The following is a 26,576-nucleotide window of genomic DNA, read 5'->3' as shown; positions in this document are numbered from 1 at the left end:
TAAGTATAAAAAAATATACGTTAGTTCAAAAAGGGGTAAAGGAGCATAAATATTATGGAAAACATTCACACACAACCAGTTGATATAAATGGAAAACACTTTAAAAGAGCTGGCTTTGTACTGGTTTTAATGGTTGGAACTTTTTTAACCATTATTAATCAAACCTTATTGGTTACTGCTTTGCCAAAAATCATGATCGATTTAGATATCAATGCTAATCATGCACAATGGCTTATCACAGCATTTATGTTAATCAGTGGTATCATGATTCCTATTTCAGCATTTTTGCTAAATTTAATTACTAATAGAGGCTTATTTTTTGGAGCGATGGGAAGTTTTGCCGTAGGTACTGTCATTTGTGCATTAAGTACTACATTTAGCACGCTGCTTGTAGGGCGTGTTATTCAAGCTATTGGTTCGGGATTAATGATACCTTTAATGCAAACGTTAATATTTTTGGTGTTTCCAGCTAATCGACGTGGGGAAGCAATGGGGTTAGTAGGAATAGTAATCGCTTTTTCTCCTGCAATTGGCCCAACTCTATCCGGTTGGATTGTTGATAATTATGATTGGCATTACTTATTTTATATAATCCTTCCAATCGTCGGAATGAATATATTGCTAGCATTCTTGTATATGAAAAACATTATTAATGTAACAAAAGCAAAAATAGATATCTTTTCCATTATTCTTAGTAGCCTAGGCTTAGGTTCACTTCTCTATGGAATAAGCACTGCTGGAAACAGAGGATGGGAAAATAATGTTGTATTCACTTCTTGTGTAATCGGCCTTGTAGTAATAGCAATATTTTCTCATCGTCAATTAAAATTAGCACAACCAGTTTTGGAGTTAAGGGTATTTAAGAGTAGAACCTTTACTTTGTCTACAGTCATTGTTTCTATTATTTTTATGACAATGATTGGCTCAGAGATTCTTTTACCGATTTATACACAATCAATACAAGGGTATTCAGCATTTCAATCAGGTCTAATATTACTTCCTGGTGCGCTAGTATTAGGGATTATTTCACCGATTGCAGGGAAAATATTCGATAAATATGGGATTAAAAAAATATCTATGCTAGGAATGTTTATCCTATCCCTGGCCACGTTCCCTTTCCTGCTGCTGACTAAGGATACACCTATTTGGTGGATTATTTGTCTCTATTCTTTAAGGATGTTAGGCATGGGATTAGTTATGATGCCTTTGGCTACAGCAGGGATCAATGCTTTGCCAAATCGTTTAATAAGTCATGGTTCGGCAATTAATAATACTGTTCGTCAAGTGTTTGCATCACTTGGTGCAGCCATAATGGTAGGGGTAATGTCGGCTACCGTTGCTGGGTATTCTAGCAATCATCCAGAAAAGTCCGAAGATGTTTCTCTACTCGCATTATTGGATGGACTGAACCATGGTTTCCTGTCTGCTTTTATTCTAATCATTCTTGCATTTGTTCTATCCTTTTTCATAAAGCCACCAACAGATACAAGAAAAGAGGAATGATAAAATCAGCACCTATTTAGCAAATTGAATTAAACCTGGACGGTGCAGGTGCGAAAAAGCTGTTTCCACTGAGGAAGTTTGGGAAAGGAAGAAGGAGAAAGAATCAGGGTGGGGCAATAGACCCTGAAAGTGATCGTAATGTATAGGTTGAGAGAATCCATTGCGGCTTCGAAATAAAGTTAAACCATTTATAAAAAAGACAAGCCGGAATTTCCTCTCTTTATAGAGAAGGGTTTCGGTTTTTCTTATGAGCTAGGTCCTGTTTAAGTGATAGCTCAATTAAAACCGCGTATCGAAAGGATAATTAACTACTAGAAATAATATTTCACGTTAAAAACAGTGAACTATTAAAATTCAATGCTTTTCCTAGTTATGTAGAGCATCAGTTATAATATCGATAGCTACACAAAGATAATCAATGAGAGGGGTCTTCATGGATAATTTCGACTTAAAATTAAAGGAAATCTTTACGTCCACTATGTTAACAAAAAGTCAAAAAATTTCACATGCAGAAAAAATGTTAACAGAAAAGATAGGCCAAGAGACTACTAATTCAGAGTTATATTTCAAATTAGCTGTAGTGGTATTAGAAGAACCGGAAGTAGATTTTATTAAGAGCATAAAATGTATGAGAAAAATCCTTCATTATGATAAAACAAACACAGAGGCAGCTATATTCCTGTCATGGCTTCAATACTTCCATCAAGGGTATATCCATCCAAGCACATTAATTTTATTGGATAATTTATTAGAGAATGCAGAGATGGATTCACTTTCTACATCTCTTATCTATTTAGCGAAATCTTGGAGCGACGAAATCGATGAACAACAACATTATTACTTTTTGGAACAGTCTGTTGAAAGCAATAACCAGTATGTTGATAATTGCCTTGAGCTGTCAAAATGCTATCGCCATAAAGGTGAGATGGACAAAGAACGATACTTCCTGCTTAAAGCTTTGAAGAATATAGAAGAGATCTATCTAATGGATGACTTGTTTAACTTAGCAGCTGCAGAACCGTACTTGAGTGATCGCTTTAGAGGAGTTATCAATATTCCTACTTACGAGGTGCCTGAGTATAATACACTTAAAAGAGAGTCTATATTAAGAACTGTAATTGACAGTCATACGGTGAGCAATATCTTAAAAATATTAAAAGCTTCTAATTAACTAATTTATACATAATTCTTTCTTATCAAGGGCTTCTTATTTGTAAGTAATAGGAGATCAAAGCGAAACCCAACTGAATTCACGTATCTTCAGTGGGAGTTATCCGTTTGCTCCTGATTCATTCTAACCTTATGACTATTTACACCACTCACCCCTCTATAGATATACTTTGTGTGCTGCTAAAAATTAAAGGTGATTAGTGTGTTATCTTATACTTGTTCGTAAATAGTTAATTAAGAACGATTGAAGGGCCTATTTTTTGATTTTCTTTTTAAACTAATGGGGCAGTAATGATGAAGAAGAATATAGTAAAATTGTGTTGGTTTACCATGAAAAGTATAATAACATTCTCAAATGGCAGACGTTATTCACAATACAAAAAGTATAAGGGGATGAAAATGGATAAGAGAATAAAAGAATTAGTTGATTATACAAGAGAAAAATACGGCTTACACGAATATCATTTACATACATTTCACATTAACCGTAGTACCACAATTTTCAATGAAACGGTTTATACACTAAGCATGGAATGGTTTCCCAATGATATTAAAGATTGGGGGGATGAGACTTGTAATCCGGAGGGAACAGCGTGTATCGAGATAGACCTCCATTCCAGGAAGGTCAGAAGTGTGATTTATGTTGGGGGAAGGTCCTACACTGATAGCATGACGTTTGATTTGAATAACAAGGACGGAATCATCAAGTGGATTGAAAAGGAAACAGGTCTGAATTACAAAAAGCAGTTTGAGTTCTGGAAGGAAGAAGAAAGAGAGCTTCATTTCAAGGAATGTATAGATGGTTTTGCCGTTTCTCCTTCAGGTTACATTGAATGTAAACTTGATGAGGAAGGAAAACTTATATTATTTTCTGTGATTGGACAGTTTCCTTCTAAGAAACTCGTAAAACAAGACATGTATACACTTTCATTTGAACAATTAGAAGAGTTGGTTAAGGAACAATTGAAGTTGGTCGAATTTCCAATCATGCAGCAGCACAAGCTCGTTCCTGCTTTCGCCATAGAGGAGATTTATATAAAAAATGATTGTTCATCTACTTTGCCTTTTGAGTTTTTGGTAGACGATAAATCTCGCTTGCAAATGGACAAAGTGGTAGAGTGGAATTATCAAATTCAACAACCTTTTCACAGGAAAATAATTTCTCTCATTGAGAATGTCACACCTGAACAAGCGTTTCGATGTGAACCACATCCAGATTTGCAGCCCATCACAGAGGAAGAAGTTAAAAAGTGTATCAGTGCTGTACAAAAATTTTTAAGTCAAGAGTACGCTAATGATTCAGGAAAATGGGTATTAAAGTCATTGCATCGGGATAAGGGATACATCCATGCAACTCTAAGGGCAAAAGAACAAGAAGAACGTGTATTTAAAAGAAAAATGAAGCTATTCATTGACTCGAAGACTTATGAAGTGTTGAATCTCATGGATAATAAGTCTTTTTTAGAAATGTATATAGAATTAAAAGAAGTCGATGAAATAAAAGTCACAAAAGAGAAAGCATTTGAGCAACTCAAAGACTTTATTCAGTTGACACCATATTATGTATATGATTTTGAGGAAGGCTACTATGTTTTATGTGGAAAGTTGGATTGTCAATATGCAGTAAAAGCGTGTAATGGGGAAATAGTTGAATTGAGTGAATTGTAATATAGACCGATGGTTTATTCATACTTCTAAGCCGTATGAGAGTTAAGGCGACATCTGTCCCTAGTTTTTATGCCAAAATCGTTGGGACACATCAAGAATGGAGGCTTAACAATGGGTATTGATGTGAGTTTGATTGCATCCCTAATTTTAAATGTGACATTTTTAATTATAATATTTGGACAATTTAAGAAAATCAATGTTTTAAGGGAAGAGAATAAAAGATTAACTCCTATTGAAAACAATGATGAATGGATGGCCTTAGCAAGTGAGAAAATGAAAACCCTAGGTGACATTAAAACCATAAAGTATCTAAGAGAAGAAGAAGGAATGTCAATGATAGATGCTAAACAATTGGTGAGTGCCTTAAAAGAATAAACTTGGTTTTTCATTAACAGGTGCTTTAGTGCGATAGGATTTATCAAACTTTTCTATAGAAATCCTAATAATAATTTGAAAAAATGCTTCAGCTCTTCTTACTAGGGTGGTCATCATCCATTGATACCAGGTAACTAAAGCAGAAACCCATTGAATTCAAGTACCTTCAGTGGGTTTCTTTCATTTATTCAATACATCTTCGCCAAAGCCCTATCCTCTTCGTTTACTGTCTTTTCTTTCTCATTGTCATACGAAATAGTAGAAGCGATGGAGGGGGCGAAATATGAGAAAGAGATTGTCTATATCAGTGGTCGGCTGGATAAAGCGGTGGAACAAAGGGAACAAGCGATGCTGGATTGTTGGCTGAACAGATATAGCGTAACAGCAGCAGAAAGGCAGTTAGGAATCCATAAGAGTGCGGCTTATGAGCTAGCTATATCATAATATTGTTGATAAACTAGCTGAGTAGATCGTTTGGCAAAGGAGAAATGAATAGAGATGATAAGAGCTATCTATACTGGTGATGTCAGATATAATGAATGTAATGTATTTGAATATGACAACGAAACAAAGATGTTTCATATGATAAACGATAAAGAAATTAGTTATCATTTTGATGTCGTAATGAATGATAAAGATTTTATCGTGTTTGTTACAGATGGAGAAACCGCCTATCAAGTTGAAATCAAAAATAGGAATTCAGCTACTGAGTAGGTTACAACACAGAAACAACCTTGAAGCATATGAATCGTGAATTTTGCCAGCTATAAAACGAAACACCCTGAATTTCTTCAAGGTGCTGTTTGGTTTTCTTATATTCAATTAGGTGACTCTTGACTATCGGTTGGCATTAAAATGGGGTTGTGCACAGGTTCGTTTGCTCGGTGCGGATGTGTCAGTCTCTCTTCATACCTACGATTAGCCGCATAAAATTGGTCTTCCAACCACCCGGCTTGTTCATGTGTTAGTTCCAATACAAATTCATTATTAGCGTTATCATATGCAGTTAGAAGTACATAGCTTTTATCGTCACGCGTAACATTAGCAACTCTCAGATAAAGGTTTTTGGCTTCCAATCTTAATCGTGTTCCATCCACGGATATACCTCCTTAAAGCATTTATGGTTCCTATTCCCTGTGGAAAAAAAGTATGCAGGTAAGTTAGAGTTTTCTAGCTTTAGACTGGATAATAATAGTATTTGTTATTAACGAGCTCATGCTCCTAACAAAGTAACAGGCGCTTTTTATTATTAATACCTCCTCTTTTTTGCCGATGTATAAGGTGAAAGAGGGTTGAGACATGGCTGAGGTTTATAAATTGATTTATCCTTTTAAAAATGAGGATGGTTTAGAAGAAGATACTCATAACATCGTGCTTTCAGCAGAGCAAATAGCATTTATTTTAAATGAACGGCACCAGCCTCCCAAATGCAATCAAAGAAACAATAGAGGAAACGTAAGTGAAACTAAAATAATTGAACACAGGTTTCCATTAAAAGAGCCTTCCTAAGGAGTGCTCTTTCTTTTTGTAATAAAATTATCCTTAAAGTAATATCAGCAGAGAAGAACAGAGGGACTGGTAGCAGCTAAATTGTCCACCGTGCCATATATTATTGAAAACCCTTGGTTAGTGCCTAGGTTATAAGGAAATATACTTACAAATGACTTCAAAAGAGAATATTTACGTTATTTGTATTAAAATGGGGAAGAGTAAGAATAGTTCTGAAAGGAGAGTCCTAAATGAACGAAGAAAAATTATATGATATAGAGATTATAACAGAGAGAGGGAAGTACGGGAGCGAAGTTAATCACGACGTTCTCCAACTAATGCTTCAGGCTGATATCGTTACAATTAAAGGTCAATCGGTAAGAGTTGCGGAAATTGAAGTAACAGGTGAAGGGATAACAAGGTTTCACGGGAATTTAGTTGATTTATAACGCTCATGTAAGCATCCAAACAATTGGGTGCTTTTTTCTTTTGAACGAAGTATTCACTGAGTGACACGAGCAGAGAAAAAATAAAGGGAGAGGAGCAATATGAGAAAAGGCCAAACAGGCTTACACGCTCACAGGCAAAGTGGTAAAGCCGTCATGTGTCCTTACCGGCACTGTGTAAAAACATAGGGGTGGCAGGCAAATTAAAGCAGGAAAAGCAAATGATAACAATTCTACAAAGATATAAATTGAAGAAGAAATGAAAAATAACTATAGATACATTCTTATTATTAGCGCTAGTATAAGAAAATTACGGGCAACAGATAATAAATGAAAAGGAGGTTACACATCATGTCACAAAAGGAAAACAATATACATGGAAAAATTTCAGGTGTATTAAAGGATGATATGGATAGAGAACCAATAGGAGATCGGCTAAATAGTGATAATGCATTTAGCGATAAAGGCTTAAATAATGCACGTTTAACTAGCGAAGCTGTGAAGAAAGAAAATTAATAAAATAAAGATAAGATCGGTTTTTATTTGGGTAGCTTTAGTGCACTAGGATTTATCAAACTTTGTTATAGAAATTATAATAGTAAAGCCATTTGCTAGGGAGAGAAGAATCTGGACAGGCATGTTTGATACTTTTAAATCCACTATGACTGTCCAACAGAACACCGTGATTTTAACCCACAAATAAGACAAGAACAATAAGCCCCGCTCGTACGAGTGGGGCTTATTTTCATTGCCAGTGCTTTTTCCAGTTGCGGAGAACAGCGCCAGGATGATTGTATTCTGGGAATGTACGGCTTTGCGTCGCTTTGGTCGGATTAACTGTAATGTTTGCGAAGTACCAACGGCGGTCATCAGGATCATACATAGCGGTCTGATATTTATTTTTGCCGATTACCTGTGGACGCTTTGAGTGTGGCAGCGTGTCGCCGTAAATAATCTGCGTCAGTATGCCATTTCTCATATAAAACCAATCTGCGCCTTCATAGCCGTCGCCCATAGAGTATGCAACCATCAACATGTCTGGTTGCCCTTTATATCGCGAAGGAACTGTATAAACCATTTTGCGAGTCGCGTTCAATAAGTAGCTTTTGTAGTAGAAATTCGACTTTTTAATGTGGCTTGTTTTTGGATTATGCGTATAGAGCGTGTAATTACCCGTATAGAGCAAGTCGCCCTTATCTGCCTCACTATTGTTAGCAGACGCCCAGTCGTTGCGGTCTGTTGACGCAATAGCCTTCTTTTCCCTCACGCCTGCGAAATAGATTTTGTACGGCACGCCATTCGCATCTTTTAATGTGTATGTAACTCGGCTTTGTTGTGGTGTAATCGGGTTCTTTGCTGCTTCTGCTGTTGGTTTTAAAGCTGTGAAGCCGACTAACAATAAAACCGTAGAAATAATTACTTTCCAATATCTTTTCATTTTTCATCCCCCTTTTTAGTTTCTAGGTATATTCTATCAGTTGAATTGGGAGATAAAAAGAATATTTAGAAGGTATTTCCAAGTGAAAAGGGAAGTAGTTCCGTGGGGAAGCTTTATCATGTTTAAAATGTCAATCACTATCATAGCCGTTTAACAGACTGGTTGGCCTGGTTTAATGATGCGGCAACAAAATACTTCGACCATTATTTGAGTTGGTTTTAGTTTTTGAATCTAATCAGATTCCGCAATAATTCAACAATCATAAGTAAGGCGGTTATTGATAGTTGCTTGTTATCCACTAATGCCACTTATAGAAAATTAAGATTAACAAAATATAGTGGCTAAATTGTTTGTCATTGGAGTGAGTAAATATGAAAAATGAGGATGTAAGGAGTTTCCTTTCCTCGGCTAATCATTATTGTACTTTAATTGATTCATTAACTTGTATTGAGGAAAGAAGTATAGAAAAACTTCTGGTTGCCCTTTTAGACTTATACTTAAAGGCACAGCAACTTCCTGATGTTGAACCTGATAATATAAAAGCACTACAAGTAGAAATTTCTTTACCCAAGATTGATTTCGGTAAATATGAATATTACTGGGAAGTATTTGACCTTTATAAATTAGATGAGCCAGAATGCGGAAGCTTATCAGATGATATTTTAGATATTTATAAAGACCTTAAAGAAGGGATCATATTGTTCGAGCAAGAAATGACTAACGAAGCAATTTGGCATTGGAAATTTCATTTTGAAGCTCACTGGGGTTCACACACAGTAAATGCTTTACGTGCTTTGCATTCAGTAAAGAACGATTTAATTTAAGCCAAAAGGGACTTTAAAATTATAAGTCCATTTAGCTTTACGAACAATTGATAATAGCATTTAACAGAGCCTAAAAATTAAATAACATTTATTATTGACTAAACGTTCATTCAATAATAAAATAAAACTGAAAATTCAGTATGGAAGAGAGGGATTGCATTGGATTTATATTTTGAGATCACTGGTAATGGTCATCCTGTTGTTCTTGTTCATAGTGGTGGGACTGATTTGAGGGAATGGACACTTTTAGTGTCTCTTTTGTCTAAGAATTACAAAGTGATTGCTTTTGATGGCCGCGGTGCTGGTAAATCACCATCTCCTATAAAACATGTAAACTATGTTGAAGACGTACTGGCACTAATGGATGACCTAGAACTGAATCAAGCAGCCATTATAGGCCATTCCATGGGAGGACAGATTGCAACCGATCTCGCTCTTAATTATCCTGAAAGGGTATCAAAACTCGTATTAATTGCTCCTTCCTTGACTGGTTTTTCCTATTCAAAAGAGTTTGAGCAATATCACAACGAAATATTGGAAGCTGCTCCTAATATTGATAAAATGTTAGAGCTTGCCCTTTGTTCATCAACATATCAGGTCGTTATCGATAGTCCGCTCAAAGATCTCATTGTCCGAATGCTCAGACATCATTTCGAGCGTATGCTTAAGTGGCCTGTTGACTTCTGCATGAAATGGCCTCAACCACCAGCAATGGAACGATTAGAAGAATTGAATCCCGAAACTTTGTTTTTTATTGGGAAAAAGGACTTGGCAGATAATTTTCGGGTTGCCGATTGTTTCCGTAGGGTTCCAAACATTCGTTTCGTCGAAATCGAGGATGCCGACCATATGCTGCCCCTCACTCATTCTGAAAATTTATATCAGGAAATCACTGCTTTTATGGAGGATTGAAGTTAAAATGCCACGTACCCCTCAAGAGAATGATCGTATTCGCCAAGCATCCAAAGAAAAAATTCGCGCTACAGCTATGGAGTTATTTATGAAACAGGGATATTACGCTACTTCTATAAGCGATATTGCTAAACAAGCGGGCATTTCGAAAGGGTTACTCTATAACTATTACAAAGGAAAAGAAGAGCTGCTTTCTGAAATGGTAGAGGTTAGAATCGGGGAAGTAGTTGAAGTAATGACGGAAGCAGTCTCCTTGGAGACACCTAGTGAACAACTTAAATTTATAATTAATGGAGCTATTGATAATATTCACAAAAATCCGGAAGTCCATAGATTCTACCTCCATCTACAAACTCAGCCAGAGTCTGATGAAGAGTTGATTAAATACAGTCGCCTTATTATCGAAGAAAATACTAGACAATTTGAACTCCAGTGTAAAATATTTGAAAGGATGGGAGAGAAGGAGCCAAGAAAACGGTCGTTATATTTTTCATCTGTTCTGCAAGGGATTATGTTGATGATATCTACCTATCCACAGAAATTTCCGATAGAGGAGATAAAGAAACAGATTACACGGGAGTTTTGTGTTTAGTTTACCGTTTAAATTATCAAACTTTATTGCAAAGATCATAAAAGTCATTTGAAAAATATCTCACTCTTGCTGGGTTATATGAATCAGACCTGTATAGAGCATACAAACTTGCAACGATCAAACACTATTGTTCCTTTACATGGTGAAAATGTTGTAAAAAAACACAAAGGTGATTTGAGATGAAAAAACAACGATTTAGTTTTTTGTTAGTGATGAGTGTGATTTTTATGCTTGCAGCATGTAATTCGAACAAAGATGAAGATCTATTATTTCGAGGAGAAGGAGAAAGCTGGGGAGCAGAGGTTTATACAGGACAAACGACAGAGTATTCAGATAAAGGGATCGCTCCGTCTATATATCTAAAGTTTAAAGGCAGCAATCCTAAAGTGGTAGAACATCTAGGGTACAAACTGGAGACGAAACAGGGTGGTTTGAGTGGAAGTGAATATACTCTGAACGAGCAAGGAGAGGCTACTCCAGATGCTGAAGAAATAAATAAAGTGGTCCCGTCAGAAACAAAAGAATTAACGATAACTGTTGATTGGTCAGAAAATGGAAGAGAAAAAACAGAAGTAATAGTCCTAAAGAAAAAGATAAATCTCACTAGAATGAATACCTATAGAACCAGGTAACTAAAGCAACACCCACTGAATTCCAATTTCTTCAGTGGGTGTTGTCATTTATTTCATTCATCTTCGCCAAAGCCTTATCCATCTGTTTAACCTCATGACTATTCACATCATCGACGCCTTGTTGTATTCTGTCAAAGATCAAAAACGAAGAGGGAGACCAGTGTGTTATCTTATCTCTGTTGATAAATGATAATCAAGTACGAGGGAAAGTCCTGTTTTTTATGATTTTCTCCTTAAATTAACGTGGCTGGTTAGTGGCTGGCTCATTAGAAGAGAAAAAAGTAAGGACTTTAGAGAAACAAGTGCTTCGAATAAAGCTAAGCAAAAAATGAATAAGGTGAATTAAAATTACACACTTTATGTGTATACTACAATTCAATCGGAGGGTTTTTAAGATGGTCCAAAGCAAAAATAATGAGGATAACGATCAAATTACGAATACAGCCGGGGCTTTTCAGTCAGACGGTAGAGATATTGAATTCTCACAAGAGCTTGCTGATAAGGATGATCTAGTTGCTCAACAACGTTCAAAAGCAGCAGATCAAAGAGCAAAAGCAAGAAAAAATAATACCCAATAATAGTCCTTCTACTAAAGGTTGCAGTTTATTTAAATTAGCTTCCATAGGATTAAAAGATGTAACTAACTGATACTCGGGATAAAGCTTGGAGGTGGTTACATGGTTTCGTTAACATTCTTTGGGAATCTAAAAGAAAAACGAAGAGAAAAATTTTTCAAAGGGGAATATGTCCCGATTGCACAGGTAGAGGATTTTTTCTTTAGGTGTTGAATCCGTTTATGTCCAAGATTGTAACACTTGTTTGGGAACAGGAAAGGCTATAACGGATGCTTAGTTAGTCATTTTCAGCTAACTGGTGTTTTAGTGCAATGGGATCTATTAAAGTGATGAATCCTTATTGTAAAAATCATGGGGGAATTTGAAAAAATACTTCGTCGATTCTAACTAGGATGATCATCATCCATTGCTACTGGATAACTAAAGCAAAAACTCACTGAATTCAAGCGTGTTCAGTGGGTTTTTTTCGTTTTATCTGAAGCGGCGACTCCTTGAATTTTGGATAACCAGCTTCCTTTTCCAGCAGCAAACTGTGACATAAAAAGAGAACCCTTCATAGGATTCCCTTCTATCAAATGACTTCATTATGATAATTTCCAAGCAGGGATTAAAGAGTGGAATTTAAAAAAGAAACTCATGATCACATGTATGACTGAGTATATAGCTAACGTGATTAAATATGTAAGAAACCATGTTTGTACAGGCTCATGTAAAAAGAGAAAAAGCAAAAGCATACCGACTGGGAAAGGGACTAGAATAATCAACCACATGGGAGCTTTGAGTGCCTCTGTAATAGCACCTAATAAGACTACGGAAATACCAATTATAAGAGCTTGCCAGGCTAATACCCCATTGCCAAGTGCAAGGCTGCCAATGAAATAAGATAAAGCTGTTAGTAAAATGGCTAAAAGAAAATCAATATAATACTTCACGAATGACCCACCTTTTCTAAAGATAGATTTCTAGTCATATAAATATTTTACCATCATTGCTGAATTAGGAAATAAGCAGTTTGTAAATAGTTAATGCATATTTCATGAAAAAATGCGAAGGAGTTTTTTTATGAGCATTTTAATGGAGTCACAGGTTAAGCATTTGCCGGTGCCGGGTTTGTTTCTTTAAGAAGAAAAGAGCGGCCATATATCGTCTTGCTACAGCGCTTGGAATCATCTGAGTGCTGTAGATTTGAAAGAAAGATTAATAATTTTCAGTAAAGTGTGTTCAAAATTCTGTGTTGAAACAGGATTTTTCCTTTTTATTGTTGATGTTCTAAAGCTCCGTTTATGTTACGCCATTAAAGGGCTATTTTGTTGATTAACATCTTTAGGTGATAAATATGACTATTCATATTTTTGACTGCTATTTAGATTCATTAGCAAAACAGGATAAAAATATAAAATTTGGGAAACCTATGAATATTCGTTGTCTAAGGGTGGCTTAATATGAATAACTATACAAATGATAATAGTGCAAGGAGATATTTAGCCCATGTAAGTATATTTGGAACTACTCAATTGCATTTAAGGAGTCCTTATATCATCGCATGGTGGTCAGCAGCCTTCCCGGGTTTCGGACATATGATTTTGTCTAAATACCTTAGAGGATATGCATTATTTATCTGGGAGGTTATCGTTAACATCCATGCAAATGTCAACCTTGCCATGATTTATTCTTTTCAAGGAAATATAGACATGGCTAAAGACGTGTTAGATACTAGGTGGCTTCTCATGTACATTCCTGTTTACCTTTTTGGTATTTGGGATAGTTATCGAACGACTGTAGATATGAATAGAATTTATCTTTTGGCGGAACATGAAGATCATCGCTTTAACACATTCGCTTTAGGAGCATTAGAAATTAACTACCTAGATAAAAGAAACCCGGCTCTTTCCGTCATTTGGTCGTTGTTTATCCCTGGTCTAGGACAACTATATATACACAGAATATTGACAGCTATATTTATCATCGTTGGATTAGTTACCTTTTTTTACTTTTCACATGCTCTAGAGGCAGTTTCTCTATTGTTTTTAGGTCAGGTGAAGGAAGCAACTTCTATATTGAAACCAGAGTGGTTATTATTTATTCCTTCCCATTATGGATATGCCATTTATGATGCTTACACTAATACAGTTGAAAATAATAAGCTTTTTGAAAAAGATTTAAGGAGGCACTTAAAAGAAAATTACCAATCTACCGGATTTAAAATACTTAAGGGGAAAAAAGTAAAATGAACAAAATACAAATTTTTTCGACCTTTGAAACCACCTCTTATTTGGAAATGGCTATATCAACATTGGAGAAAAAAGGGATTAATCAAGAATGTATATATGCAGTCCCACTAGATAATCGCATAGAAGAGCGGAAAATACTTGATTCTCTTCATCGCTCTGATGGTACATCATTGATTGATATAGGAATGGCACTTGCCACGGCCTTTTCCGTTATTGGTGCTAGTATCGGATTTGTCTTATCATGGGGGCCCATTTATTGGGGACTTATAGGAGCGTTTATCGGGTTTGTTTGTGGACTCGGAATCAGACTCTTTATCGAATTAGTTCTAAAAAAAAGAGAAGGCTATTAAGAGGAAAGCATTCTGAGGTTATTCTAATTGTTAATTGTGAAGAATCGCAAATGGAGTTTATAGAGAATGTTCTTTGGAGTCACTTTGCTTTAGGTATGGCAAAAATAAAGGAATTGTAAGAAAGGAAAATTAATTTGTGGATAATTATTTTTATTGTTTTTATCCTTTTTAATATAATTGCGTTTTTTGTTCCGAAAAGGATCGATAAAGTGGTGATTTATTCCACATGCTTTTTTGCTTACGCATACGGTTTGACGTTTGATATGATATTCGACTTACATTATGATTTTTATGGCTATTTTCAAAAAGGATTTCAATGGAAGGGATTTTTTGGAACCATTCTTTACTTTCCGTCAATTAGCTTATTATTTCTTAATTTTTTTCCTTTTGAACAAAAAATATCAATAAAATTACTATACACCTTATGCTGGTCTATTTTCTCCACTTTTTTTGAATGGGTTTCCATACAGACTGGATTTTTTTATCACAATGAGTGGAAGCTTTGGTATTCTGCATTGTTATACCCAATCATCTTTTTTACCCTTGTGATTAATATGAGGTTTGTCCAAAAGATTAACAGATAGTAGATGGAAGTGAGTAACCGGAGCCTAGCAGGATTGCGCACGATCGTCACGGGGATGGATACGGAGAACCTAAAAAAATATAAAAGCAAATAGCGCAAGGCGGTGCTTATTGAGAGGGAGATAAAATGAAAGAGGAATTATCTGCTGTTTCTGTTGATGAAGAGCTATCAGAAGAGAGGTGTTTTAGAGATTATGGGTACCAAACGGGATACATATAAGAGAGTGAGGGGGAAGCTCGAGGAGAAAATAAAAAAGCAAGCATCTTTAAAGATGCTTGCTAGCGAAAGTCTTTAAATTCTTTCATTGATCCAAGCCCATGTTGATTTTGGTAACCATCCCTGTGTCGGGTTGGTTATTTTTGTAATCAAGTAGTTGTCATTGGCATCAGCCAAACCGGCTGTTTTAATCTTTTCAGAAATCTGTGAAGTGGTTTCCGTGGTATTGATTAAAAAAGTGGATTTTAAAATATGATGATGATCAGGATAACGACGTAATACTTTTAATAAGTTATGGTATCTTTGCCCTGGACGATTTAAATCATAAGTAACTATATAGAGAGTCATACTTAACACCTCCTCTTTTTACCATATTCAACAAGATAAGAGGCGAAACCTCCCTATTTGTAGAAATATAAGGAAATGGAGTTGTTATGATGAAGCGGATTATCAAACTTAAAGATCATTTGATTTTTATTTAATCAGTAATCATGTTACCACGCTTGAAGTGCGGTAGTTTTAAGATAAAGCTTAATCAAAAATACCTCACAAACCCTATTTTCCGTTAAATAAAAAATCCATTTTGACAAAAGATTGATCAAAATGGATTCTTCTTCAGTAGATGTTAATTTGATTTTTATAAAAAAGTTTAATTATCTTCTACTCTTTGTTGTTTAACCATCGCTCCCTGTAATTAGGTGAAAACCTTTTCAATATCAAGCCCCTTTTAGATGAATAGTCTCCCCATAAATAATACAGAATATCTAAAAAGGGGGAGAAAGAATGATACCTAATTTAATTCGAATAGTATCCATAATTATTGCATGGACTTCTGTTATATTTTTACCCAAAAATGCATTTCGTAAATATTTGCCTGTTTCCATCTTTTGTTCGTCGCTTGTTATATGCGGATGTTTTTATCCTATAAGTATAAATGGTGGAGGGTTAAAGGAGGAATCAAAGAGCTCATTTTTCATGATTTAAGCTTTATTTTTGGTCCGTTTTTTGCTGGCACCCTATGGATTTTCCATTTATCGTTTGGAAAATTTAAACGTTATATTCTTTTGAATTTAATTTCGAATTTAAGCTTTTCCTACCCACTTACTTATTTTTTTGAAAAGTTTAACGTTTATAAATTAGTTAATTTTAAACGGATCCACCTTTTTTTATATTATTTTGTCTTTGCTTTTATCATTTACTGGTATCAGCTGCTAATAGAGCATTCTAGAAAATGGTTTACTGCTTAATTACAAAGAATATTGTAGTTCAAGAGGTACTCAACAATTTGGCCCTTTAACGGAACAACGTAGTGTCACTCAACAGTTCCCCAATGGGTCTTTCAATTCAGATGATCCACTATAAAAACACCCTGTTAGACGATAGGGATCAGTCCCCCTTTGATAGATGGGGGTTTTTATCCTAACGCACGCATTTACTTGTACATATTCCCGTTGTTTGAAACATGAATAGCTATTTGTCCTTCCATAGCGGCCATTAACTTTTTTACTTTGTAAAATCGTTGAATATCAGGGTTTTAAAGATGGATGACAGTTTTGTAAGATTAATGAAAGAAAGATCGATTAAACCAAATCATCCAATGCGGTAGTCTTAATTCACACAGGAGAGACAAAGATGAGGAATAGACTAAAAGCATTATTGATTTTATGTTTAATCATTTCGGTATTGACCGCAGATAAATTGTGGTTTACGAAAGCGGTAAAAGCAGAAACGGATATACATCCTAATGAAAGTGTGGAAGACTTCAAGAAAGAGATGGATGAACGAGTGCCAAAATGGCAGCAGACCTATGGTGTGCCGGGAGTTGCAATTGGAATTATACATGATGGACGTATTACGTATACTCTTACCTACGGTTATGTAGATAAGAAAAAAGAGATACCTATTGATGGGGATACCTTATTTCAGGCCGGCTCTGTATCTAAAAGTCTTACCTCATGGGGAATTCTACACCTTGCAGATGAAGGGCGTTTGTCACTGGATGCCCCTGTTGAAAAGTATTTGAAAGGTTGGAAACTGCCTAATTCAAAATTTAATAATAACGAAGTTACTATTAGAAAGTTATTGAGCCACACTGCAGGGTTATCTCCACATAAAGGATATCCCGGTGTGGCACCGGGAAAGCCTCTCTATTCGATAAAGGAGTCTTTGTCTGGAAAGGGATGGTTGAATGATCCTGTGCAAATTACTAATAAACCGGGTAAAGAGGCGCTTTACTCTGGCGTCGGTTATAGTATTTTGCAGCTTGTCATTGAAGAGGTGACAGAAATGCCTTTTGATCGATATATGGAAGAGCAAATTATGAAGCCTTTAGGAATGAAATCCAGTTCGTTTCGGCAAGATACAAAAGATCCTAATCTTTCGAAAGCATACGGCTATTTTGGGCAAGAGCTTCCAAATTATCAATTTACCGAACAAGCCGCTGCAGGTCTTAAAACAAATGTAACCGATATGATGACATTAATATTGGCAAGTATGGATACCACCAATCAGAAAAGCAAGGGGTATGGAATCATTAAGAAAGAACGCGTAGAGGAAATGCAGAGGCCGGTGTTAGGTGAGAATGGTTTGGGGATATTCGTAAAAAACGTACCTGATCAACAGAAGTTAATTTACCATTCCGGTGATAATCGAGGGTGGCATTCTTTTTATGGTATTAACCCGTCATCAAAAGATGGATTGGTTATCCTTACGAATAGCGAAGGGGGGATAGACTTAAGGCAGGATGTTTATCATTCTTGGATGGAATATGAGACTGGGGAAATGCCTGAAGGATATTCCTCTATTGCCAAGCTGAGAAAAAATAACTTAATTATATCTTGTGTACTCGGGGTCTTACTGGGAATATACTTGCTGTTATTTGCAGTTAAAGTGAAAAGCGGCAGAAGAGTCTTTATTATCAAACATGAGAAGAAACCGTACATCAAAGCAGGGATTAGGATATTCTTGCTCTTTATTATTGGCACGCTTCTGTTTTGTGCAGCCTATGTATGGAGTACTCTAAGGTTAGCTTCAGGCAATACGACCAATTTCTTGCTAATAATGTCCTGGCTTTTGATACTTTTAATTACTGTTTTTTTTCCAAAGAAATCAAAGCGGAATAAACATAATAATAAAAATTCAAGAAAGAATGTTTCAGCTTCATTGTAATAGTAATAAATAAATTTTCTGCACTAAATATGAAACAGCAAGTGATTTCAGACATTCATAAAAATTAATAGGAAAAGCTTTCTTTTTAGGAGTAACATGAAAACATGAAAAGCAGAGCAGGATGAGCTGTGCAAAAAATATCGCCTGTTTGGTGAATAAAGTATACCCCCGCTATTAGCAAGGGGGCTTTTTTAATGTATTATTCAACGGAATACTTTGTGATTTTTATGGAACTATACCTATGTACAATAAAAAAGGGAAGAGCAGAGTGATTTGCTCACTAGAAGGTGTAAGTACGCTTGGTGAACTAGAGGATTTGGTGTTTAAATAAGTTATGAAATCAGATGTAGGAATACCAGATTGATGGTAGCTGTCGCGCAGCCTGTGCAAATTAATAAATGACCCTTCATCTTTCGGATGGAACGTCTTATTTTTCTTCTATGTGATAAGTTACATGAAAGGTTTGGGCTTATGGAAGGGGGAAAAGCGTAAAGGGGAGGCACGTGTAGTTAGGATATAGATAGAAACTTGTACATTGGCCAAACGAAAACTAAAGAATATACGTATAATGCAAGCAACCAACTGAAGACAGCAGGTTCTCATACCTACACCTATGATGACGATGATAACCGGACACGGGACGGGCAGTATAAATCTATACATAATAAACTCAATGAGCTGGTAGAAATCCAGACTCTTAGTGAACAGCTGGCGGCCAAGTATACTTATAACGAAGACAATCGCCGTATTAGTAAGATGATCAACGGTTAAAGAAAAACTGATCTCTGTTAATTGGCCAAGGTTCAGGGTATGTACGGACGAATTGACCCTTCCTTTAGTGGGAATGTGACACCTTTCTTATTGTTTTCATTGAACTGGTTTTTAAAGAAAAAGTTATTGACAATAAAAAACATACCGTGTTATTATTAAATATTTGATAAAAAAACACATATATGATAACCTTAAGAAGGTTACCATATATGGAGGTGGATTATATGTTTCAAATTGGCGATAACATTGTTTATCCAATGCACGGAGCAGGTATAATTGAAGCCATAGAAGAAAGAGAATTCCTAGGGGAAAGACAGCAGTATTATGTCATAAAAATGTCAATCGGTAATATGCAAGTGATGATTCCAACGCATAAAATATTGAGTTCAAGTATACGGCCAGTTACTGATATTCTTGCATTGAAACACATCATACACATTTTTCAGCATGGAGAATCAGATAAGCTACTGCCGTGGAAGCAAAGGCATAAAATAAACACGAACAAAATAAAGACGGGTGAAATACAAGAAGGTGCGGAAGTTGTACGCGATTTAATGCGTATGAAGGAAAAAAAAGCACTTAATGCAAGCGAAAAAAAAATGTTGGATAATGCATATGGATTTTTAATTAGTGAACTGGAGGTAATTAAAGGAATCACTGAAAATCAAATCAAAATTTTTTATTAGGGTCAATTATAGATATGTATGGCATTCCCATGAGCATTCTGAATTTTCCGGGAACATAATGATTAAAAGTAAATCATTTCAAAGACATTCAACTTCTTCAATTACTTTTAGAACATTAACCTCTTTTATTATTTCTACAATCTAATCCATTTTTATTATTTAAATTTCTTCTATGAACATTTGAAGATTTATCAAAAAACTCGATAAAATAGTCACTTGATTTTTGTAATCCTGATTCACACTGGCACGGACAAGGAGCCGTAAGGATGAAAGAGAGGCAGGGCTTTCATTGTTTCAGGACTATCTTAGTGGTTATTTCTAGAAGAAAAAACAATCAATCTTATCTCTACCTTTAAAAACTTTTTACATCTATTGTGATAGTGAATAGAATTGTGTATCTTTTTTTCATAAATATCTAAATATATAGTCAACAATAGCAATTAACAGAATTTCTAGAACTAGAAACCATTTTATCATTCATTTAACATAATAAGATTAGATAAAACAATAAGAAGGAGTGGAGATATGAAACACATTCCAACGCAGGAATTAAGTAACGAGTTAAAGAAGCGAAAAGGGGTTACTTCTATTAAGATTGAGTCTTATGAAAAAATTGAAGTTGGTGGAATCCTTGTAGATGGTCCAGCTGTTATTCTAATTAATCAAGAATACCTAAAGATCGTTGAATGAACAAAGAAAAGGATAAGTCTTTACGAAAAGGGATGATCCTTTTTGTTTGCTGCTGATCATAATAGGATATACATAAATTTCATCTGATGTGACGGGATGAAAAGGAAAGGGAGGGTAGGAGTTATCATGGATTACTCCTATAAAATAAAATAGCGCCAACTTCTATTTAATAGAAATTGATATTTCGTGTAGCGTGACGCTTTTGGCGGTTGGCACACGTCACATTTATGTTGGCTATTCCGCATATTGTCAATCCAGTATGTTATACTGTAAACAAACCTTTGAAGCTTTATATCTTTTTCTATTACCTGTACCATCTCCCTGCTCGAACGTTGAGCAGGGTTTTTTATTGGGTATGATATAGAGGGCATAAAAAAACAGGCTCTCTATAAAGAACCTGTTTGTATAATCGATTTGAGATTAAGCAACTTTTTGAACGTTAGCAGCTTGAGCTCCACGAGGACCTTGCTCAACGTCAAACGTTACTTTTTGACCTTCGTCTAAAGATTTGAATCCGTCACTTTGGATTGCAGAGAAGTGTACGAATACATCGTCTCCATTTTCACGTTCGATAAAGCCAAAACCTTTTTCTGCATTAAACCATTTCACTGTACCTTGTTCCATTTTTATTGCCTCCTAGTGCGTTGCCACACATTATATTACTATCCTTGCCCAAAGTATCATCAAGACGAAAAGTCGATATTCATACTATCCTTTACACCGAACAAAAATAATTCTTCTCTATCATAACAGGAAACGGAAAAAATTGCAAATTAATACTATTGTTTTAGTCGTGTGGTTATTTGTTAAACGCAGGAGTACCAGTGCAGAGGCGGTAAGCAAAATCGATGATTAGAGGAAGTGTATCTTACAGAACACATGTGAAGACTCACGCAACGATTTTGTGCAGAGGTCAGCACTTTTTAATGCCAAATACACTTATGGACTTTCCAATGAGGTGCATTTGTAAAAAGTAAGGGGGAAATGTTATATAAAATTGAAAAAGATAATCCATATGTTCCTGATTTTATTATTAGTTTGAGAATATTCTTCAAGCAACAACGAATGTATTTCTTCAAAAATAATCTCCGATTTCGCTGTGCTAATGTTTAATAACAATAAAGTTGTTTAATTCTTATTGAACGATAGGTGCAGGTTAGTTCTATAACAAATTTATGCTTTTAAGGTAAAATGAGTATATATGGTTGTCAATGGAGGGAATAGAGAGTGGATTTATTACTTTGGATAACTCTTGGTTTCATCTTAATTGGATTTATTGTTATCGTTTTTATAAAAAGGAATATGGTTAATAAGAAAAATCCAACCACCCCATTCATAGTTTGGTGGATAGTTGGCACCACAGTTTGGGGCGTAGTAAGTATATTTCTTATTACAGGGCTGTTTAACAAATTTTACTAATTTGTTGGTAATGATTCTAGAGGGAAGTATCTTGCTTTTACGAATAAGTGTACTTAAACTATCAGGTGCGATGGTTCAACAAAAATTAAACAACTTTAATACCCTTTTAAGCAACACAATTCTTTTAGCTCAATTTAGTTTTAAACAACTTTTAAAAGCCTTATTACATATCAAATGTAGTAAGGCTCTTATTTATCATGGAGAAATCAAACAACTTTATTATCGTTCTACAGCTAGCATACATCTAAAATAAAGACACGCCGCAGCGTGTATAAGTTGAAAGCAATTTCCTATGGTATCCTACAAATCAATTGGGAATTCTATATTCTCGGTTTGTCAAAAAACGACAAGAGCCCATGGAGTGAGCAGCTATAATCAGTATATTGACCTGGTGACTCTAATAAAAGTTTATAATGAGGAAAAAAGTTGTGGTGTGATGTCAACAAAGGGCGTATAGGATATTCATTCATCTGTTTGTGATATAGTGGAAATAAAGGAGGCAATTTCCATGAAAAAACTCATGTTGAGTTTGATAGTAGGTACATTGCTCGCTGGCTGTGGAGATGAAAAGTCACCGATGCCAAAAGAGCAGAAACAATCATCAGAACAGGAGAAAAACGTGTTTGTGGAGTTGGAACAAACAGCAGATGATACAGCGATTCGCGACGCGGCGTATGAAAAGGCATTGCACGACGAGACATTGACGGGCGGCTATTTGGGCAAAGTGACGCCAGAGTTGAAAGAAGATTATGGTGTTCAGTCCATTGAGTTTCAAGCGGTAACTAATGCGATTCAAAACATTTACGGGAGTTTTCATGAGTACGGCATTCTGTACTTGAAAAACCAGGAATCTGGTGCTGAAGAATCCGGTGTCTGGATTGGCATAAAAGATCCGGATGATAAAGCAAAGGAACTCGCTCGCCGCCTACAAAAACAAGTCGATGAAGGAAAAATTCTGGCTAAATACATTCACTTGTTTGAGAGCGAATACAGTGAATGGGACAACCAGGATTTGATGTATAAAGTGTCAAAAGCCATCAAGCCGATGAAAGACGCCATGCCGGAACCAGAGAGGGTCGAACTCAATATGAGTGTAGATACAATCACGAGGACCATTGAAATTGGTCATGACTTTTTAACAGGCGAGCAGATTAACAAACTGAAGGACCAATTTACAGATTATAAAATGAACTTTAAACAGGAAGGAAGAATGCTTCCGCTTCCTGGAGATCGCGATGTTGAATATCCGGAAGAACCCGTCTCGTATAAACAAACAAATGAAGGAGGCTGGGTAATGAAGGTATCGGCGGACAGGATGCTTGTGGTTCAGGCGAGACCGGATAATTTCTCCGCAACCGGCGGAGTATCGGAGCATTATGGAGCTGTGAATTACAGCTTTCCAAAAGCAAACGAAAAGCTGAAGATCGGCCAGCGTGTTGATGTGGAAGCATCAGGAGCGATCGCTGAATCATATCCGGGACAAGGCAGGGCCAAATTTGTTACCGTTTTGCCGACCTATCAGCCAAAAGGAGCGGATTTAACTGAAGAAGATATTGTTCGAAAAGCTATCGAACAACGAGAAGAAAAACCAGATGTAGAAGGCATTCGTGAAATTGCCTATAACAAAAAAACGGACAAATGGTTCGTCACATTTGCCAGTTCAATGGGATCAGATCCAGCTGCCACAACTATTACAATTGAAGACCAAAAATAAAAGCCATTTCAGGCGTACTGCACTAAAGGAGCAGTTTGGTTCCATAAGGATAAAGTAAAACTGACGATTGAATACGTATAATTTCGTTTTGATGGAGAGGTTGATATGATAATTAAAATGAATCAATTTAATATGAAGGATTTTTGTAAACCAAACGAAGGTTTCGTTGTTTCAGGAAGAATTATACCTGCATTTAAAAACAATGTATGGAAATATACAGTGGAAAAGTTTTCTGAACCTTATTTTAAACAATACGAAGATGATGAAATTGACATCAGTTATATTGAAGAAGAAGAGAAGGCTGTCTTTTTCTATTACGTTGAAAAAAATTGTATTGGGCGGATAAAACTTCGTTCGAATTGGAATGGATATGCATTAATTGAGGACATTGCTGTTGCAAAAGAGTATAGAAAAGATGGTGTAGGAACAGCATTATTAAATAAACCTATTGAGTGGGCAAAGGAGAATAACTTTTGCGGCCTTATGCTTGAAACACAAGATATTAATGTATCAGCTTGTAATTTTTATGCCAAAAATCAATTTGTAATAGGGGCAGTTGATACTATGCTTTACTCAAACTTCCCAACAGCAAACGAAATAGCGATTTTTTGGTACTATAAATTTTAAGATAAAAAATGTAATTTAATATAATATATAGTAGAGTTGGTTATTTGAAGTTTCTTTTTATTAAACAAATGGGTGCTTTAGCACAATAGAGCTTACTAAAATGATCAATAATCATAAGAGCAGTTTGAAAAAATCCTTCATCTGCTTGCACTGGAATGGATACTAGATAATCCGAACAAACTTCCCACTGAATTCATGTAGCTTCAGTGGGAAGTTTGTTCTATTCATCAGTACATCTTCCCAAAGCCTTATCCATCTGTCCCTCATTCGCCTTAACCTCATGATGATTGCATACTTTGTGTTCTGCCAAAAATCAAAAGAGAAGAGAGTGATTGGCGTATTGTCTTGTCCTGTTCTTTTGCGCCGAAGTATGCAGTGCATCCACCAACTACAAGAGATAGTGTTGCTTTAAAATAAAGTTTGTTCCTAAACAACTCATAAACCATTATTTTACGGTAAATAAAAGAATCCATTTTGAAAAAAGATTGATCAAAATGGATTCTTCTCTTGCAGATTTATGTTTAGTTTTTATAAAAAAGTTTGTTCATTTTAGCTATGTTCTTCAACTAAAGAACCATATAGTTTACTAACCTGATTTACTGATTATATCTTGAGTTCTTCATATTTAACTACATAGATATAATTTTTGTTGCAACTGTTTGTTGAAATGCCTGATCATGCTCAACAATAACCATTGTGGGATTAAATCTTTGGATAAGCTCTTCAATCTGCATGCGTGAATAAATATCAATAAAATTTAACGGCTCATCCCAAATATATAAATGAGCTTTTTCACATAAACTTTTGGCTATAAGCAGCTTTTTCTTTTGTCCACCAGAATAATGAGATATATCTTTCTCAAATTGAATTCGGTCAAAATCCATCTTACGTAGGATGGATTTAAATAACGTTTCGTCAATCTCATGCTCTTCAATAAAGTCTGATAACAGTCCCTTCAAATGAGAAGTGTCTTGTTGGACATAGGAAATAATGAGGCCTGAACCTAAATTCATTGAGCCTGTATGCTGTATCGGATTTCCTAGAATTAGTTTTAGGATACTACTTTTTCCGCTTCCGTTCTTTCCATCAAGTACAATTCGGTCACCTTGTTCAACTTTAAAGCTAATTGGCTTATTCACTATTTGGTTACCGTACTTAACAGACACATCAGTTAAAACAATCAATTCACTCGACTGAAATTCCAATGGTTCTAATTTTAATGACTCAGTTTTTTCCACATTTTTTAGCAGCTTTGATTTTTCCTCAATGGCTTTTTGTTGCCTTGATTCAAGGTTCTTTGCTCTCTTCATCATCTTTGCCGCTTTATGGCCTACAAAACCCTTGTCCAACTTAGAGCCCGAATTCGTTGTTCCATTTTTGGAAGCTTCCACTTGATTAGACCAACCTGCTGAACGCTTTGAAGACTGTTTTAATCTCCCAATGTCTTTTTGTAGACGCTGATTTGTTGCCTCTTCGTGTTCCTGCTGTCTATCAAAATTTAACTTCCAAGAAGAATAGTTACCACTTTGAACTTCAATATTTGCCCTATTTATAGATAAGATATGGTCAACGCATCCGTCTAAAAAGATTCTGTCATGTGAAATTAAAATAAACCCTTTTTTCTTCCTTAGATAATCAGAGACCATCTTTCGTGCATCAGTGTCTAGATGATTGGTAGGCTCATCAATTAATAGAAATTGACCCTCAGTCAAAAAAAGTGCAGCAAGCAACACCTTTGTTTGTTCCCCATTTGATAATGTTTTAAATGGTCGGTACATGACCTCGGCATCAACATTTAGATAGGATATTTCACGAAGAAATTCCCAATCTTCTGCATTGGGGCAAATTTCTTCAAAGATTTCATAAGTATACTTGTTTTTATCCGAAACTGGATAAGGGAAATAATTAAATTCTACCGAAGAAATGATTTTCCCGCTATACTCATAATTCCCTAATAATAAATTAAAGAATGTTGTTTTACCTCGTCCATTTCTACCGATAAACCCAAGTTTCCAATCCGTATCTATTTGAAAGTTTACACCTTCAAAAATATTGTCAAAGCTATCTGGATAAGAAAAAGTTAAATCTTGAACTTGTATCATTGACATGATAATTCCTCCTTTGTATATCAACAATTCTTGCTTCTTATACAAAGTCGGCACATCCATCTATTCTGAATTTCTCCGCATAAGTTTGATGGATATTAACGACTTATACGGAGTATTACATGCGTAACAATAGTGTCTGAATTGCTCATTTCTCTCTCCTTTATTAGATTAAAGTTACAGGTTAAAAAATATCAATCTTAACTATGAGAGAATAAGAAATCCTCCCAATTTATAATTGGAAGGATTAGCCTTTCACTTATATTACATAAGTTCTTTTTTTGCCATTGGGACCATGACGAATAAAGTGTAGACTGATTTGTAAAAATGGATAGACTAACCCTATATTTTGCAGTTTGAAGTTATTCATTTCAAATAAAAATATAGATTAGT

Annotated in this window: 27 protein-coding genes and 2 pseudogenes; 23 read left to right on the top strand and 6 right to left on the bottom strand. The window is 35.5% G+C overall.

The genetic code is table 11. The features are described 5' to 3' along the window. The first annotated feature begins 54 nt into the window (after positions 1 to 54). The 6 genes from CJ483_RS03525 (at position 55) to CJ483_RS03500 (ending at position 5,430) form a co-directional block, all read left to right on the top strand. Positions 55 to 1,503, top strand: coding sequence for an MDR family MFS transporter (locus CJ483_RS03525; protein ID WP_120031982.1), 1,449 nt, complete (start codon positions 55 to 57; stop codon positions 1,501 to 1,503). Positions 1,504 to 1,936: 433 nt separating this feature from the next. Continuing rightward, positions 1,937 to 2,674: a hypothetical protein gene (locus CJ483_RS03520; protein ID WP_120031980.1), complete on the top strand. Its 738-nt coding sequence runs from the start codon at positions 1,937 to 1,939 to the stop codon at positions 2,672 to 2,674. Between the two features lie 398 nt (positions 2,675 to 3,072). Further along, positions 3,073 to 4,341: a hypothetical protein gene (locus CJ483_RS03515; RefSeq protein WP_120037773.1), complete on the top strand. Its 1,269-nt coding sequence runs from the start codon at positions 3,073 to 3,075 to the stop codon at positions 4,339 to 4,341. Positions 4,342 to 4,452: 111 nt separating this feature from the next. After that, a complete protein-coding gene (locus CJ483_RS03510) occupies positions 4,453 to 4,716 on the top strand; it encodes a hypothetical protein (protein WP_120031978.1) in 264 nt (87 codons plus the stop codon). A gap of 150 nt (positions 4,717 to 4,866) precedes the next feature. Next, complete coding sequence (locus CJ483_RS03505; protein WP_120031976.1) at positions 4,867 to 5,160, top strand: hypothetical protein; 294 nt, start codon at positions 4,867 to 4,869, stop codon at positions 5,158 to 5,160. Positions 5,161 to 5,214: 54 nt separating this feature from the next. After that, on the top strand, positions 5,215 to 5,430 hold the full coding sequence (locus CJ483_RS03500) for a hypothetical protein (RefSeq protein ID WP_120031974.1): 216 nt from the start codon (positions 5,215 to 5,217) through the stop codon (positions 5,428 to 5,430). Between the two features lie 104 nt (positions 5,431 to 5,534). Here CJ483_RS03500 and CJ483_RS03495 read toward each other — a convergent pair whose 3' ends face one another. Further along, the gene (locus CJ483_RS03495; RefSeq protein ID WP_120031972.1) at positions 5,535 to 5,813 is read right to left on the bottom strand and encodes a hypothetical protein; all 279 of its coding nucleotides are present in this window, start codon (positions 5,811 to 5,813) and stop codon (positions 5,535 to 5,537) included. Positions 5,814 to 6,015: 202 nt separating this feature from the next. Here CJ483_RS03495 and CJ483_RS03490 point away from each other — a divergent pair, with 202 nt between their 5' ends. The 3 genes from CJ483_RS03490 to CJ483_RS24360 all read left to right on the top strand — a co-directional run bounded on the left by CJ483_RS03490 (position 6,016) and on the right by CJ483_RS24360 (position 7,166). Next, a complete protein-coding gene (locus CJ483_RS03490; protein WP_120031970.1) occupies positions 6,016 to 6,225 on the top strand; it encodes a hypothetical protein in 210 nt (69 codons plus the stop codon). A 230-nt stretch (positions 6,226 to 6,455) separates the two neighbouring features. Continuing rightward, a complete protein-coding gene (locus CJ483_RS03485) occupies positions 6,456 to 6,653 on the top strand; it encodes a hypothetical protein (protein ID WP_120031968.1) in 198 nt (65 codons plus the stop codon). A gap of 348 nt (positions 6,654 to 7,001) precedes the next feature. Further along, positions 7,002 to 7,166 carry a hypothetical protein gene (locus CJ483_RS24360; RefSeq protein ID WP_182916952.1) on the top strand — a complete coding sequence of 55 codons (165 nt, stop codon included), beginning with the start codon at positions 7,002 to 7,004 and terminating at the stop codon, positions 7,164 to 7,166. A 229-nt stretch (positions 7,167 to 7,395) separates the two neighbouring features. On the opposite strand, the gene CJ483_RS03480 is transcribed toward CJ483_RS24360, so the two are convergent. Continuing rightward, positions 7,396 to 8,088, bottom strand: coding sequence for a hypothetical protein (locus tag CJ483_RS03480; protein WP_120031966.1), 693 nt, complete (start codon positions 8,086 to 8,088; stop codon positions 7,396 to 7,398). A gap of 126 nt (positions 8,089 to 8,214) precedes the next feature. On the opposite strand from CJ483_RS03480, the pseudogene CJ483_RS24920 reads away from it, so the two are divergent. The 6 genes and pseudogenes from CJ483_RS24920 to CJ483_RS03455 form a co-directional block, all read left to right on the top strand. Then, positions 8,215 to 8,433, top strand: a pseudogene (locus tag CJ483_RS24920) (IS1595 family transposase); the annotation flags it as partial. Between the two features lie 26 nt (positions 8,434 to 8,459). Continuing rightward, the gene (locus CJ483_RS03475; RefSeq protein WP_120031964.1) at positions 8,460 to 8,912 is read left to right on the top strand and encodes a DUF5063 domain-containing protein; all 453 of its coding nucleotides are present in this window, start codon (positions 8,460 to 8,462) and stop codon (positions 8,910 to 8,912) included. Positions 8,913 to 9,071: 159 nt separating this feature from the next. Continuing rightward, a complete protein-coding gene (locus CJ483_RS03470) occupies positions 9,072 to 9,824 on the top strand; it encodes an alpha/beta fold hydrolase (RefSeq protein ID WP_120031962.1) in 753 nt (250 codons plus the stop codon). 7 nt (positions 9,825 to 9,831) lie between these two features. Next, a complete protein-coding gene (locus CJ483_RS03465) occupies positions 9,832 to 10,416 on the top strand; it encodes a TetR/AcrR family transcriptional regulator (RefSeq protein ID WP_120031959.1) in 585 nt (194 codons plus the stop codon). 179 nt (positions 10,417 to 10,595) lie between these two features. Next, entirely contained in the window at positions 10,596 to 11,048 is a 453-nt protein-coding gene (locus CJ483_RS03460) for a hypothetical protein (protein ID WP_120031957.1), read from the top strand. Between the two features lie 395 nt (positions 11,049 to 11,443). After that, positions 11,444 to 11,626, top strand: coding sequence for a YfhD family protein (locus CJ483_RS03455; RefSeq protein WP_120031955.1), 183 nt, complete (start codon positions 11,444 to 11,446; stop codon positions 11,624 to 11,626). 581 nt (positions 11,627 to 12,207) lie between these two features. Here CJ483_RS03455 and CJ483_RS03450 read toward each other — a convergent pair. Then, positions 12,208 to 12,555 (bottom strand): hypothetical protein, encoded by a 348-nt coding sequence (locus CJ483_RS03450; protein WP_120031953.1) that lies wholly within the window; start codon positions 12,553 to 12,555, stop codon positions 12,208 to 12,210. A 510-nt stretch (positions 12,556 to 13,065) separates the two neighbouring features. Here CJ483_RS03450 and CJ483_RS03445 point away from each other — a divergent pair. From CJ483_RS03445 to CJ483_RS25650, 3 genes and pseudogenes are all read left to right on the top strand, one after another. Then, positions 13,066 to 13,854, top strand: coding sequence for a hypothetical protein (locus tag CJ483_RS03445; protein ID WP_120031951.1), 789 nt, complete (start codon positions 13,066 to 13,068; stop codon positions 13,852 to 13,854). Between the two features lie 5 nt (positions 13,855 to 13,859). Next, positions 13,860 to 14,323, top strand: a pseudogene (locus CJ483_RS03440) (hypothetical protein). A gap of 90 nt (positions 14,324 to 14,413) precedes the next feature. Further along, a complete protein-coding gene (locus tag CJ483_RS25650) occupies positions 14,414 to 14,788 on the top strand; it encodes a CBO0543 family protein (protein ID WP_481747732.1) in 375 nt (124 codons plus the stop codon). Positions 14,789 to 15,078: 290 nt separating this feature from the next. On the opposite strand, the gene CJ483_RS03430 is transcribed toward CJ483_RS25650, so the two are convergent. Next, positions 15,079 to 15,351 carry a hypothetical protein gene (locus CJ483_RS03430; RefSeq protein WP_120031947.1) on the bottom strand — a complete coding sequence of 91 codons (273 nt, stop codon included), beginning with the start codon at positions 15,349 to 15,351 and terminating at the stop codon, positions 15,079 to 15,081. A 1,284-nt stretch (positions 15,352 to 16,635) separates the two neighbouring features. Between CJ483_RS03430 and CJ483_RS03420 the strand changes: the two genes are divergently transcribed. The 3 genes from CJ483_RS03420 (at position 16,636) to CJ483_RS03405 (ending at position 20,318) form a co-directional block, all read left to right on the top strand. Next, complete coding sequence (locus CJ483_RS03420) at positions 16,636 to 18,171, top strand: serine hydrolase domain-containing protein (RefSeq protein ID WP_120031945.1); 1,536 nt, start codon at positions 16,636 to 16,638, stop codon at positions 18,169 to 18,171. 995 nt (positions 18,172 to 19,166) lie between these two features. Continuing rightward, the gene (locus tag CJ483_RS03410; RefSeq protein ID WP_120031941.1) at positions 19,167 to 19,628 is read left to right on the top strand and encodes a CarD family transcriptional regulator; all 462 of its coding nucleotides are present in this window, start codon (positions 19,167 to 19,169) and stop codon (positions 19,626 to 19,628) included. A gap of 525 nt (positions 19,629 to 20,153) precedes the next feature. Further along, positions 20,154 to 20,318, top strand: coding sequence for a BC1881 family protein (locus CJ483_RS03405; protein ID WP_120031939.1), 165 nt, complete (start codon positions 20,154 to 20,156; stop codon positions 20,316 to 20,318). Positions 20,319 to 20,738: 420 nt separating this feature from the next. Here CJ483_RS03405 and cspC read toward each other — a convergent pair whose 3' ends face one another. Next, positions 20,739 to 20,942, bottom strand: a complete 204-nt coding sequence (gene cspC, locus CJ483_RS03400) for a cold shock protein CspC (RefSeq protein WP_120031937.1) — start codon at positions 20,940 to 20,942, stop codon at positions 20,739 to 20,741. 1,303 nt (positions 20,943 to 22,245) lie between these two features. Between cspC and CJ483_RS03385 the strand changes: the two genes are divergently transcribed. Beyond that, positions 22,246 to 23,451, top strand: a complete 1,206-nt coding sequence (locus CJ483_RS03385; RefSeq protein ID WP_120031931.1) for a DUF3221 domain-containing protein — start codon at positions 22,246 to 22,248, stop codon at positions 23,449 to 23,451. A 105-nt stretch (positions 23,452 to 23,556) separates the two neighbouring features. Continuing rightward, the gene (satA, locus tag CJ483_RS03380; RefSeq protein WP_120031929.1) at positions 23,557 to 24,078 is read left to right on the top strand and encodes a streptothricin N-acetyltransferase SatA; all 522 of its coding nucleotides are present in this window, start codon (positions 23,557 to 23,559) and stop codon (positions 24,076 to 24,078) included. Positions 24,079 to 24,707: 629 nt separating this feature from the next. Here satA and CJ483_RS03370 read toward each other — a convergent pair. Next, on the bottom strand, positions 24,708 to 26,186 hold the full coding sequence (locus CJ483_RS03370) for an Lsa family ABC-F type ribosomal protection protein (RefSeq protein ID WP_120031927.1): 1,479 nt from the start codon (positions 26,184 to 26,186) through the stop codon (positions 24,708 to 24,710). Positions 26,187 to 26,576 lie beyond the last annotated feature (390 nt).

It is taken from the genome of Bacillus sp. PK3_68, from assembly GCF_003600835.1.
In the GTDB taxonomy this organism is placed as follows: Bacteria; Bacillota; Bacilli; order Bacillales; family Domibacillaceae; genus Pseudobacillus.
This window is presented reverse-complemented; position numbering and strand designations above follow the sequence as displayed.